This is a genomic window from Fischerella thermalis PCC 7521 (assembly GCF_000317225.1).
GTDB lineage: Bacteria > Cyanobacteriota > Cyanobacteriia > Cyanobacteriales > Nostocaceae > Fischerella > Fischerella thermalis.
In genome coordinates, this window is record NZ_AJLL01000036.1 from 13808 (window position 1) to 26381 (window position 12574).

15 protein-coding genes are annotated in these 12574 nt (G+C 38.7%); 10 read left to right on the plus strand and 5 right to left on the minus strand.

Annotated features, from left to right (window positions below; all coding sequences use genetic code 11):
• Window positions 1-18 precede the first annotated feature (18 nt).
• Window positions 19-246 carry a helix-turn-helix domain-containing protein gene (locus UYK_RS0108540; RefSeq protein WP_009456247.1) on the plus strand — a complete coding sequence of 76 codons (228 nt, stop codon included), beginning with the start codon at window positions 19-21 and terminating at the stop codon, window positions 244-246.
• Window positions 247-406: 160 nt separating this feature from the next.
• Here the strand turns inward: UYK_RS0108540 and UYK_RS0108545 are convergent, their stop codons facing one another.
• On the minus strand, window positions 407-607 hold the full coding sequence (locus tag UYK_RS0108545) for a hypothetical protein (RefSeq protein ID WP_009456243.1): 201 nt from the start codon (window positions 605-607) through the stop codon (window positions 407-409).
• Between the two features lie 519 nt (window positions 608-1126).
• Between UYK_RS0108545 and UYK_RS0108550 the strand changes: the two genes are divergently transcribed.
• The 3 genes from UYK_RS0108550 to UYK_RS0108560 all read left to right on the plus strand — a co-directional run bounded on the left by UYK_RS0108550 (window position 1127) and on the right by UYK_RS0108560 (window position 3951).
• Window positions 1127-2251: a site-2 protease family protein gene (locus UYK_RS0108550; RefSeq protein ID WP_009456242.1), complete on the plus strand. Its 1125-nt coding sequence runs from the start codon at window positions 1127-1129 to the stop codon at window positions 2249-2251.
• 519 nt (window positions 2252-2770) lie between these two features.
• Window positions 2771-3754, plus strand: coding sequence for an NAD(P)/FAD-dependent oxidoreductase (locus tag UYK_RS0108555; RefSeq protein ID WP_009456241.1), 984 nt, complete (start codon window positions 2771-2773; stop codon window positions 3752-3754).
• Between the two features lie 14 nt (window positions 3755-3768).
• On the plus strand, window positions 3769-3951 hold the full coding sequence (locus UYK_RS0108560; RefSeq protein ID WP_009456240.1) for a hypothetical protein: 183 nt from the start codon (window positions 3769-3771) through the stop codon (window positions 3949-3951).
• A gap of 20 nt (window positions 3952-3971) precedes the next feature.
• On the opposite strand, the gene UYK_RS0108565 is transcribed toward UYK_RS0108560, so the two are convergent.
• Entirely contained in the window at window positions 3972-4199 is a 228-nt protein-coding gene (locus UYK_RS0108565; protein ID WP_009456239.1) for a helix-turn-helix domain-containing protein, read from the minus strand.
• A 129-nt stretch (window positions 4200-4328) separates the two neighbouring features.
• Window positions 4329-5288, minus strand: a complete 960-nt coding sequence (locus UYK_RS0108570) for a stage II sporulation protein M (RefSeq protein WP_009456238.1) — start codon at window positions 5286-5288, stop codon at window positions 4329-4331.
• A gap of 78 nt (window positions 5289-5366) precedes the next feature.
• On the opposite strand from UYK_RS0108570, the gene UYK_RS0108575 reads away from it, so the two are divergent.
• Window positions 5367-6218 (plus strand): glycerophosphoryl diester phosphodiesterase membrane domain-containing protein, encoded by an 852-nt coding sequence (locus tag UYK_RS0108575; RefSeq protein WP_009456237.1) that lies wholly within the window; start codon window positions 5367-5369, stop codon window positions 6216-6218.
• Between the two features lie 21 nt (window positions 6219-6239).
• Window positions 6240-7028, plus strand: coding sequence for an RDD family protein (locus UYK_RS0108580; protein ID WP_009456236.1), 789 nt, complete (start codon window positions 6240-6242; stop codon window positions 7026-7028).
• 130 nt (window positions 7029-7158) lie between these two features.
• Here UYK_RS0108580 and UYK_RS0108585 read toward each other — a convergent pair whose 3' ends face one another.
• The gene (locus UYK_RS0108585; protein ID WP_009456234.1) at window positions 7159-7956 is read right to left on the minus strand and encodes a DUF1868 domain-containing protein; all 798 of its coding nucleotides are present in this window, start codon (window positions 7954-7956) and stop codon (window positions 7159-7161) included.
• 175 nt (window positions 7957-8131) lie between these two features.
• Here UYK_RS0108585 and holA point away from each other — a divergent pair, with 175 nt between their 5' ends.
• The 3 genes from holA (at window position 8132) to UYK_RS0108600 (ending at window position 10678) form a co-directional block, all read left to right on the plus strand.
• A complete protein-coding gene (gene holA / locus UYK_RS0108590; protein ID WP_009456226.1) occupies window positions 8132-9121 on the plus strand; it encodes a DNA polymerase III subunit delta in 990 nt (329 codons plus the stop codon).
• A gap of 110 nt (window positions 9122-9231) precedes the next feature.
• Window positions 9232-9714 carry a DUF4168 domain-containing protein gene (locus tag UYK_RS0108595; RefSeq protein ID WP_009456224.1) on the plus strand — a complete coding sequence of 161 codons (483 nt, stop codon included), beginning with the start codon at window positions 9232-9234 and terminating at the stop codon, window positions 9712-9714.
• Between the two features lie 598 nt (window positions 9715-10312).
• Window positions 10313-10678, plus strand: coding sequence for a DUF6464 family protein (locus UYK_RS0108600; RefSeq protein WP_172451408.1), 366 nt, complete (start codon window positions 10313-10315; stop codon window positions 10676-10678).
• 39 nt (window positions 10679-10717) lie between these two features.
• On the opposite strand, the gene fmt is transcribed toward UYK_RS0108600, so the two are convergent.
• Window positions 10718-11725 carry a methionyl-tRNA formyltransferase gene (gene fmt, locus UYK_RS0108605; RefSeq protein WP_009456220.1) on the minus strand — a complete coding sequence of 336 codons (1008 nt, stop codon included), beginning with the start codon at window positions 11723-11725 and terminating at the stop codon, window positions 10718-10720.
• 9 nt (window positions 11726-11734) lie between these two features.
• Here fmt and UYK_RS27550 point away from each other — a divergent pair, with 9 nt between their 5' ends.
• Window positions 11735-11860: a hypothetical protein gene (locus UYK_RS27550; protein WP_009456219.1), complete on the plus strand. Its 126-nt coding sequence runs from the start codon at window positions 11735-11737 to the stop codon at window positions 11858-11860.
• The last annotated feature ends 714 nt before the right edge of the window (window positions 11861-12574 follow it).

A 12574-nucleotide genomic window follows, 5' to 3' on the forward strand; every position in this document is an offset into this window, starting at 1 on the left:
TATTGAAGTTGATAAACAATGGAAATTCGGCGCTCACAATATTTTGACTTGCGACACTTGCGTTACTTTATTGCTGTAGCCGAAAACAAAAACTGTAGCATTAGTGAAGTGGCTGAAGAGTTACATATGGCTCAACCTAATCTCAGTCAGCAACTCAAAGATTTAGAGACAAAATTAAAGGTGAAACTATTTGATCGCCAGAAAGCACATATAAAACCACACTGTATTACCAGTGTGGCGAGATAGAGTATGGAGTTTTAAAATTAGGAGATTTACACTAAATAACAGCTACAGAGCCAGTACCCTCTATTCCGGAATATAAAGGAAATTATTTGAATACTTTAATAGCAGCGTAGACACCACTACGCTGCTTGATATTAATAATACGTTCAATTCAAATCTTGTTTTATCTGAGTAACCTAGTTACTCTAATATCATATTCAATGCCTTTTGGATGGTCAGTTTTAGCCTGCTTGAATGCCATACCATCCGCTTTTTCTCTTGACTCTGCATCTATTTCGTAACGTGCGGTTCCGCGTTGGAAGCTATTACTTAGCTGATCACTATATTCTCTAATATCAACCAACACCTCGTATGTGTGAACCATTGTCGGCCTCCTCGTGCAACATGCAAACGATTGGGAATAAAACCAGTATATGAATATAGAGAGGTGGTAGTCTTTAACAAATACAAATCTTATGAAAATGAAGTTTTAATACCTAATAAATTTTAAATTTTATTTACCAAACAGTTCCTATTCCAGTTTATGAAAATAATTGATACTATTTCCGTAAAATATAAATACAAAAGTTCTATTTATTTAAAAATTATAAAAGTAATTACTGTAAATTATTTATAGTTTTATTTTAAATACTTGATATCCATAACATCTTAAATGAATTGTGAAAATTGAGAGACTCAGAACCCCGACAACTCCTGCGAAGTCGGGGTTCTTGTTGTTCATAGTTGTCCCCACTTGCTTCCCAACTCTCCCTAAAAGTCGCAAAACCGCACCTAGAAGGACGGACACCACTACAGTGAGTAAGATTAAAATTGCTTAATATTTCGTTACGATAGAGCCATAAGAGGAAAAAACCTCTAATAGCTGAAATCAAAGGTAAACAGCATGAATAACACAATTCGCGTTGGCAACCTGTTTGGGATTCCCTTTTATATCCATCCATCCTGGTTTTTAGTCTTGGGTTTAGTAACTTGGAGTTATAGTGGTGGACTAGTAGCACAATTTCCCCAGTTAGGTGCGGGGTTAGCTTTGCTACTAGGATTAATGACAGCGCTACTGTTATTCAGCTCTGTAGTTGCTCATGAACTAGGACATAGCTTTGTTGCCATTCGTCAAGGAATTGATGTCAAATCAATCACATTATTTATATTTGGTGGATTGGCAAGCTTAGAAAAAGAATCGAAAACTCCAGCTGAAGCTTTTTGGGTAGCGATCGCTGGCCCTTTAGTTAGCTTAATTCTATTCGGTATCTTTACAGCTATTGGTTTTTGGACTGCGGTATCTGGGCCACTAGCAGCGATTCTTGCTGTAGTTGCCACTGTAAACTTGGCATTAGCGCTGTTTAACCTCATTCCCGGCTTGCCTTTGGATGGCGGCAACATACTGAAAGCAATTGTATGGAAAATAACAGGTAATCCTTACAAAGGTGTAGTTTTTGCCAGCCGAGTTGGACAAATCTTTGGTTGGATAGCGATCGCCTCTGGTTTACTACCGCTAATATTATTTGGTAGCTTTGCTAGCTTCTGGAACTTATTAATCGGTTTCTTCTTGCTGCAAAATGCTGGTAACGCAGCCCAATTCGCTAGAGTGCAAGAACAACTGACAGGATTAACAGCAGCAGATGCAGTAACTCTTGATAGTCCAATTGTATCTGCTCATCTTACCCTCAGAGAATTTGCTGATGAAGGTTTATTTAAATGGCAAAACTGGCGTCGCTTCTTGGTTACAGATAACAACGGACAACTATTAGGAACAATCAATATTGATGATCTGCGATCAATTCCTGTAGGACAGTGGACAGCAACTCAAATCAAAGAGATCATCCGACCAATCGAGGCGTCTAGCACAGTAAAATCCGACCAACCCCTATTAGAAGTCATCCAACGACTCGAACAACACAGATTGTCTTCGCTAGCCGTGATTCGTGACAATGGCGTACTAGTCGGAATCTTAGAAAAAGCTGCAATCATTAACTTACTACAGAACAGAATGCAAACCAACCCTGCATAACCTCTGGTATGTCCTTCAATACAAAAACCCAGTCACGATGACTGGGTTTTTTGTTGAGAAAGAGTGGGGCTATATTACCCATAGTTTACTTATAAGAAGTTAGTTATAGATCGTTAAGCCCTGTATATAACTACCAAACCCGTCCTATGAATTTCGGAAAGTTAAAAACACACTTTGAAATAAATGCAAACGAAAAATTCATCTCCGTTCATCTGTGTCCATCTGTGTTCATCTGTGGTCGATTTCTAAAACATGATATTTTTACCAAACGCGATAAACCCCCATCTCCACTCCATTCACATTAGCTGTACCTTCCAATTAATTAAAAATTTACATTTTTCTAATTCATGTCTTGGCTGTCATCAAACGATAACTATTCTCAAAAAGAAACTATGGGAAAATTTGGGACAATCTTAATTAGACTCCATGAACCGACTACACCAAGGTGAATAAAAATGTGATTCTTATACCCCTACACCCTTACTCCCCTATACCCCTGTTTTAAATCAGGTTTGATTCATGACTCAAAAAGCATCAACATCTTCTTGTTTAGTAATTGGCGGTGGGATCTCTGGTTTGATAGCAGCTACAGTACTACGCGATCGCAACATGCAAGTTACTGTAGTTGATAAAGGTCGGGCAATTGGTGGCAGAATGGCAACTCGTCGCATCAGAAATTCTCAGTATGGCGAAGGTATTTTTGATTACGGCGCTCAATATTTCACTGCCCAAGATCCCAAGTTTCAAGCTTTAGTAAATAGCTGGATTCAAGAAGGAATCGTGAAAGAATGGTCACTTAATCAGCAAATTAGTAGAAAAGTTTACTATCGAGGAGTCAACAGTAACCGCAGCATCGCCCAGCACTTGGCTGAAAATTTGGATGTCCATACAAATATAAAAGCAATCAGTTTTGCATGGCAAGACGATCATTGGCAGGTACTAACAGCAAATAACGAAACCTTCCTAGCAGATGTGTTAATACTGACGCCACCATTACCCCAAACTCTGGAACTACTGGATCGTTCGCAAATACAATTACCACCAGAAACAAGACATCGGCTAGAAGAAATTGTCTACCATCCTTGTATAGCATTACTGGCATTATTGGCACAACCTAGTCAGATTCCAAGTCCTGGTGGTATGCACTTAGATGGAACTCTCTTAAGTTGGATTGCTTGCAATCAAAAAAAAGGAATTTCACCTCAAGGTAACGCGGTGACACTGCACGCTACTTCTGAATTTAGCAAAATCCACTGGGACATAGATAATACAGTTATTGCCAATCAACTTTTAGAAGCTGCATCACCGTGGCTTGGCTCATCGGTGATCGATTACCAAGTCCATCGTTGGCGTTACAGCCAACCACAGACAGTATACGGTGAACCTTATCTCGTGGTGACTAAACCAGGGCCAATAGTTATATGTGGAGATGCTTTTATTCAACCAGATGTTGAAGGTGCTGTTTTGTCTGGGTTAGCTGCTGCTGAGTATTTATTGGGATAGCGATCGCTTCACGTATGACCACAGCAGATATTGTACTACTAAGCCTGAAGGAAGAAAATATGAAATTGATTTTATCCGGTTTTAGCATCGATTATGAGGATGCAGTCACAACATCCTCAAAAAAAAATGAAGGATTCGAGGTTATCGATTGTGAAAGATTAGATGAATGGGTAGCAGTAGCTTACAGTTTACCCTAAAAGCTCAAAGTCCTCCTTTCTTAGAATTCCACGCCAAAATCAACCTCCAATGCCTCTTCTATCTTGCGCAGGTTCTCAATTGAGAGCGCTCCTTTGAGAGTTTCCTTTTCGATATCGTACCAGTAAGTACGCGACACACCAACCTCATCGCATATCTGTTCCAGAGACTTCTTGGAATCTAGTCGAGCTTGTTTGATGCGATCGCCCAATCCCTCAATATCAATTTCTTTGACTTGTCTTATTCGCATGATCGCACTTATTTACACAAACACTGAAACTTATATATCTAAGTATACACCATAAATTTTTAGCTAGCAAACTAAAAATTTTTAGTAAACTGCAAAAATAAAGAAAATTCATCTTACCAATTACCAATCCTATATTTCTTTTTTCTTACGATTGGAATACCAAACCAAAAACACAAATAACCCCATCCCAACCAGATATTTTAATGGTAATGGTACGCGGGGATTAGGAGAAAAAAAGCCCTCAATTGTACCAGCAATAATTAACATTGGCACTATCGCAAATACTAGCTGCACTGCCAGAGAACCGTAGAATTTTAACGCATCAGCACGGCGATACTTACCAGGAAATAAAAGCGCTTTGCCAATTAAAAATCCTGCACCACCAGCAAAAAAAATAGCAGGTAATTCTATAGAACCGTGGGGAAATACAAATGCCCAAAAAGGATAGGCAAGATTGTTTTGTCCTACCAGAGTGCCAACAGCACCAATTAATAAACCATTAAATAACATTAAAAATGCTGTATAAGCTCCAGCGGTGATTCCACCAGCAACAGCACCAAATGACACCGATAAATTATTAATCATAATATTGCTAGATGCCAAAGGTTCAATCCCAACAATTGATCCCATCCATAACTCATGCTCATCCCGCACCTTAATAATCATGCTTTCAGGCACTATTAAGGACATAAAGCTTGGATCTTGCCAAGCATACCACCAAGCAACCAGCGCCCCCAACAAAAATAGGGCAGCAGCAAAGGCAATATACGGGAATGTCTGCTGTATTATAGATGGCAAACCCCAACTGTAAAATTGCAGTACTGCTTGCCACTCTTGGCGACGAGAACCTTGGTAAATTTGCGTGTAGGCATGCGTTGTTAATAATTGTAAATTCTGTATCAGTATATTACTGACTTGCTGGGTGCGGGCGCGGGCTAAATCTGCTGATACAGAACGATATAAACTCGCTAATTCCCTGATTTCTGAAGCTGGCAGTGATTTTAACCCTTTTTTTTCTGCCTGTTTTAATAAAACTTCCAGACGTAGCCAATTTGCTTCTCGCCTAGCAATCCAACGTTGAATATTCATAAATTTTAGGAACACTAGCTTTTACTTAGCTTAAGATAGCCTCAATTCAACACAGTAGATTAAAAGTAGGAGCAGTGTATGTCTTATAATTTGGGTTCTCCTAGTCCCATAGAACCACTAAGCCTCGGTAACGTCATTACTGCGGGAATACGAATATATCGCTCCCACCTAAAAGATTATTTTTTGTTAGCTCTAAAAGCTTATGTGTGGTTGCTTGTTCCGATTTATGGCTGGGCAAAATTTTATGCCCTCTCTGCATTGATCTCTCGTCTGACTTTTGCTGAATTAGTCAATCAACCCGAAAGTATTTCATCAGGGCAGCGTTTCGTCAATTCTAGAATATGGCAATTTTTAATCAACATACTACTCATGTTACTTGTGGGTACGGGAATTTTGATTGGTGTTGTAATTGTATTTGCTATTTTTGGTTTTTTATCAGCAGTATTGGTTGGGGGATTAAATCAACAAGCTAATATTGGTGTATATCTAATGTTAGGTTTGCTTGCTTTTGTGGTTGGCATTTTGGCGCTTGTAGCAGTTTTGTGGATATCTACACGTTTTTATTTGGTGGAAGTTCCTCTGGCAATTGAAGATAATGTTGATGGGACGTCAACAATTGCTCGGAGTTGGGAATTAACGAAGGGTTACGTGTGGCGAATTATTTTAATTTCTTTTGTTGCTTTTTTGATTACGTTACCGATTCAAATTGTTGTTCAGATTGTTAGTACCATTGTGCAATTAGTTTTTACACCTTTACTAGAACAAAACTCTGGTTTTGGACTTCTGTTTGCTGTGATTATCTTGGCTTTAAGTTTTGCTAGCGGTGCGGTAGTTTTACCATTCTGGCAAGCGATCAAAGCAGTAATATACTATGACTTGAGGAGCCGGAAAGAGGGTTTAGGCTTAAAGTTACGCGATTACGAAATCTAAAAAAAGTTGGCTTTGATTGCAATGCATATTTTTAATCGTGTTAAATACCAAACACCAGAAAGTGTAGAACTTGAATTTGTTTTAGCAGGGATTGGTAGTCGTGCTTGGGCTTTAGTGATTGACTATCATGTCTTGGCTTTAATTTTAGTTGTTTTTCTAATTGCTTGGGTAGCAATTGCTTTTCAGCTCATCGATTGGTTAAGCAATATTGTTGGTTCTGAAAATATTGGTCTTTGGTTTTTGGCGATCGCTATTTTAGTTAATTATTTTGTTTACACAGGATATTTTGTTTTTTTTGAAACTCTTTGGCATGGCCAAACTCCTGGCAAACGAATTGCCAAAATTCGCGTGATTAAGGACAACGGTCAACCAGTAGGATTACAGCAAGCGGCTCTGCGTGCTTTGTTACGGCCTATTGACGATACCTTATTTTTGGGAGCTTTTTTTATTCTTTTCGGTCGCCGTGAAAAACGTTTAGGTGACTGGATAGCTGGTACAGTTGTGATTCAAGCACAAACAAGACCTGTATCTACATTGACGATTTCGCAACAAGCTAAACCTATCTCTGAGCAATTGTTGCAAACAGCCAATATCTCAGCGATGTTACCTGATGATTTTGCTGTGATTCGTGAATATTTGCTTAGACGTAGTGGTATGGCGGCGAAAGCCAGAAATTCCGTGGCTCTACAATTAGCTAAACAGGTAAAAGCGATTATTAACTTAGAAAAAGTACCAGAAAATGTCAGCCCTGATCTATTTTTAGAAGCAATTTATCTGAGTTATCAGCAAAGTTCAAATTTTGGTCAATAGTCATTTGTTATTAGTCATTAGTCATTTGATTACTACTAAAAATTAACCAGTCATCACTAAATAGTAAACAATAACTACTAGCTACTAATCATCAACCAATGACAAATGACCAATAGCAAATGACCAAGAATTAACTAAAATTTAGGGCTGGCCAATCTGCTTGGCGATAATAATAGGTCATATCGTCAAATTTCCGCAATTCTGCACGGTGGATCAGAAATTCTGGTGTGTTTAATAACCATTGTTGATTCAACTGTGAAAATAGAGTAGCAAGGCGATCGCGATCTAAATTTGGTGAAATTTCCCCAAAATAGCCTAAGGTGACGTGGGCAGTAAAATGATACTGTTGTTCGATACCTAAAGTCATGATGTTAGGATTTTGGTAAATAGCCCGACGAAAGTTAACAATTTCTTCATAAGAGTTTTGATCTTGGGGTACTAAACAAACACCCACAGCTCTCGTCATCACCATGAGTCCTAGCATTTGCCAACGAATGGGATGAACAACACGTCGTGTCAAAGATTGTTGATATTGCTGAAAAATTTCAGCAAAGCAAGAACGTAACTGTTGTTCGTATTCAGGATTTTTTTCACAAGCATCACTAAAAGCACTATCCCAAATTAAATCTGCCAAAGTTACATGGAAGCTAGCAGGCGGTACGGGTACAATCAGATCACCAGCAACAGGTAACTGCAAAAGTTCCTGTTGATAACTCTGCAACTGAGTATAGAAATAAGAGTTTTGTGTCTCTTCTTTCTGGGGTGGAGTAATAACCGTATAACCCGGAAAAGACACAGCCTGTCTTTCCCCATTGTGTATAGGCTGAAATTTGGAAGATTCCAGGATATGCTGGACTTGGGTTCTAAAGGCTTCTGGTAGCGTCATCCGTGCTACCCGGTTGAGGTAGGTTTGATAATTGTCGTCCACTTTTCATATCCTCGCACTCTGTCCTTGATTTTAATTTGTTAGTGGTAGTAGTTAGTAGTTAGTTGTTGGTTGGTGGTTAGTAGTTAGTAGTTAGTAGTTAGTGGTCATTTGTCATTTGTCATTTACTCCCCATCTCCCCATCCCCCATCCCCCACTCTCAACAGGAGGTTTCATCATGCCAATTTACGTTTACTGGGGTGAGGACGATTTTGCTATGGAAAAAGCAATCGCGATTTTACGCGATCGCGTCCTTGATCCTGCCTGGGCAAGTTTTAACTATACTACCCTTTCCCCAGATCAAGCTGATGCTGCGATCGCTGGGTTAAATCAAGTGATGACACCACCCTTTGGTGCTGGTAGTCGCTTGGTATGGCTTGTCAATACTACTATTTGTCAACATTGCCCAGACAATGTGTTATCAGAATTAGCGCGAACTTTACCAGTAATTCCCGAAGATGCATTTTTATTGCTGACTAGCCGTAATAAGCCTGATGAACGACTCAAATCTACTAAACTTTTAAAACAATTTGCTGCTGAATTCCGCGAATTTTCGTTAATTCCACCTTGGAAAACAGAACTATTAGTGCAATCTGTTCAGACTACCGCTCAAACTGTAGGTGTAAAATTAACTCCTAAAGCTATAGAAATTTTGGCAGAGGCTGTAGGCAACGATACACGACTACTGTACAATGAACTAGAGAAAATACAGCTTTACGCTGGCGACAGTAACAAACCACAAGATATAGATGTTGTTACTCAGCTAGTTAAAAATACTAATCAGAATAGCTTGCAATTAGCAGCAGCGATGAAGTCGGGAGATACAGCCAAGGCTTTAGCTATACTGGCGAACCTCATTAATGCTTGTGAACCCTCTTTACGGATAGTTGCTACACTGATTGGTCAATTTCGTACTTGGTTATGGGTAAAGTTGATCGTGGAAAGTGGTGAACGCAATCCCCAAGCGATCGCCCAAGCTGCTGAGGTAAGCAACCCCAAGCGTATCTACTTTTTACAGCAAGAAGTTAAATCGCTTTCTTTACAGCAACTTATTGACTGTTTACCCCTACTACTAGAGTTAGAAGTTAATCTCAAACAAGGAGCAGCAGAAATGTTAATTCTCCAAACAAAAATTATAGAAATTTGTCAACTATGTCAAAGAAGGTGACAAAAAATATACATGTTGCCTAAAGTCAGTATTTTCTTGGAACTTCTTTCTCCTAAAATTATTCATTCTAATTAACATAATTTTATTTGTAGTTTTTTTGAACACAGCAAATGAACAGATTGTATCAACCATTATGCCGCTCTAGCGTGACTAGAATGCTTTCTAAAATAATGTTTTGTCGCTCTTTGACTATAGCTAGCTTTGTCTCCAGTGTTTTGGTACTTAGCTCAACAGCTAATGTTAATGCTCAAAGTCCTCAACTCAACAATACAGATATAGTGAACTACTCTCGAGCTTTATTAAGGATTGAGCCAGAGCGACAGCAAGCCTTTGACAAAATCAAGAAAATTATTGGGGATAGAGAAATTCCTAAGATTGTTTGTAGCGAACCCAATACCTTTAAATCTCTACCATCCGAAGCCAGAGATGTGGCGGTAAACTACTGCAATCGTTCTCAGCAAATAGTCCAATCTAATGGTCTTAGCATTGATCAATTTAACAATATTACTCTCCAATTACAAAATAATGAAGACTTAAAACGACAGATTTATAATACTTTAATCCGTCTGCAAAAGGTACCTAATAATCAGTAAACCATCTTGCAAGCTGTCTATCACTTCTTTTAAAAAATCAGCTTGTTGCCAGTAATGACATTTAATATTTCCTTTGAGATGGAGTGATATGTTTGCGAGAGTAATCATAGTAACTTGATTATTATTTTTAAAGTTTTTTGAATAAAAACACAAAACTAGCTTATAATCGCGCCGAAGCGCAACCATAAACAAGATTATGTATTGCACAGATGAAAGTTTATTTAAATTGACATACTTTAAATACAAATGTTTTATTAATTATTTCGGATATTTTTTTAAAATATTTACTATTTGCACCAAAAATATAGAAATATTAGTAAATATGCTGTTGTGATTTTATTTTTAATTTTATATTTACTAAGCATTGACTTGGTATAAACCGTACAAATAGCTACAACTCATCAATGAAGCCATAATTGCTAGCTAGTGATAATTAACACCTTTAAGTTAGGTAACATACCAACCCATCAATGCAAATTATAATTACATTCTTTTTTACAATTTTTTAGAGAACCGTTAACTATAACATAAACTTGTTATCTTCCCACCAGTTAGTGCGTTACCATCCTAAATAATGTAAATGACATTACAAGAGCTTATGGAGCCAGATACTTTGCCAACCGAGGTAATTCTGACACATCCGCGTCAGTCCCTCGGTAGTGTGAAACTTGATTGGACACCGCAACCAGGAAATTATCTTGACCTCGAAGGAAAAACCTATGCTGTTCTAGAACGCCGTCACCGTTATCAGCTAAAGTCAGGGCGCTACCGTTTACATAAAATAGCTTTGTATGTGCAATTTGCCAAACTTCCAGAAGAAAAAAGCTGGTTAGATGGACGTTGGATCATTGGTAATCCTAGCTGTCGCTACAATGCTCGTTCAGAAATTATTCGCTGTGCGGTTAATCCAGAAGGTCCATGCAAATCTTGCCGTTACTATGAAAAGCTGAAGCATGAAGGATGAAGTATGAATATTTATCTTTCTACCTTCTGCCTTCTGCATTTATCCATTAATATTTTCAAATACTTCTCCTACTCTCAAACGCATCCCATTAACAAAATCCCATCCTGACTGGGGACGTTTCCCAGCTAGCTGGACTTCTCGTAAAATTAACAAACCATCTCCAGTCTGTGCGATCGCTCCTATACCCTTGGCAATACCTACTACTTCCCCAGGGCTACCTGATAAAGTTGATCTATCAGATTCTTTGTGAAGATATTCCTGAATTTCCGATGGTAGTTCCTGCAAGTAAGTAGGGTCAAGGGGAGCGGTTGCAGTAATTTTTATTGGTTGGTTGCGAAAGCTGGTAATACAGTTGGGGTAAAAACCTCTGATTTGATTGTGTAATTGTATGGCGCTTTTTGACCAATCCAATTGGTAATCTTCCTTTTTAATCAAAGGTGCATAGGTAGCTTCAGTATTATCCTGAGGAATTGGCTTAATTTCCCCACGTTCTAAACCTATCAAAGTTTCTACTAATAAATCCGCGCCTATTGTGGCTAATTTTTCTGCCAAATCTTGGGCATTATCTAATAAGTTTATTGGTGTAGTTGCTTTCAATAGCATTGCGCCAGTATCCATACCCGCATCCATTAACATAGTTGTGATACCTGTTTCTTTGTCCCCGTTATACAAACACCACTGAATTGGAGCTGCACCCCGGTACTTAGGTAAAATCGAGGCATGTACATTCACACAACCTAATTTAGGTATATCCAAAATTTCTTGAGAAAGAATTTGCCCGTAGGCAATCACCACAAATACATCCGCACCAACTTCCCGAAGCAGAGAGAGAGTTTCAGTATCTTTTTTAACTCGTTGGGGTTGCCATACAGGCAGATTATGAGTGATTGCAACAGTTTTTATCGGCGAAGGTGTTAATTGATTTCCTCTTCCTCGACGCTTATCTGGCTGGGTAACAACTGCCAGTACTTGAAAATCTGGATGATTTAGCAAATTTTCCAGAGTAGGAACTGCAAATTGGGGAGTACCAAAAAATACAACTTTCATGCTTTGTCAATGGTTAATGGTCAATGGTCAATGGTCAATAGTCATTTCATTATTTACTCTCCCCACACTCCACCCTTACGGGAAGCCCTCCGGGTACTCTACCTTGAAGCCGATGAGCGCGTCTACGCCAGGTGACGCCTGCCACAACTCTTGGAACCCCCAAGGGCGCAGTGGCTCCTTTATGCCGGGGAAAGAGTCCACCGCACTGGCTCACCGCTACGCGTCTACACACTCCTCACACTCCCCACTCTCTCTTATGAAAGAAGATTTGGTAGAGTTTTTCTAGTAGAGTTATAATGAATTGGTTGAATAATCAAATCAGCCAGTATCAATTGTATCTATTACAACCAAATTCAATTCTTTGGCTTTGTCTCGCGACAAGTCGGCTAGCGTCTACCATCATCAATATAATTTTTATAAATGTTTCCAAGAAGGCAGCTGCTTTTGCTAAGCTTCTATTCTAGGATCGTGTTGCCAAAATCACTGCAAGCATAAAAACTTAGTCTTTTTGCAGTAAATCTCACACAGATTAATTTTGGCTAGACTTTAATTGTTATCGCTTGGATTTGTTTGGTTAAATGATATTTGTGCTAAGTTCCTTTAGCAAAGCTGCACTATCCACTTTTGTCTGGAAGTGTTAGTGTAGTGGTAACAAAATAAACAGGCTATATCTACCAATTTAACCTACGCATCTTTCGCATCTTTAGTAGTTAATATCACATACTCCCTTAATAGCTACAGGATGATGCTTAGGTGCTGATTTCGCTTGCTTTCAGCACTGACAATAATCATTATCAGGTAGTGACAAGCGTCACCTAATCCAGGATTAAGTGTCATGCTAGTATATCT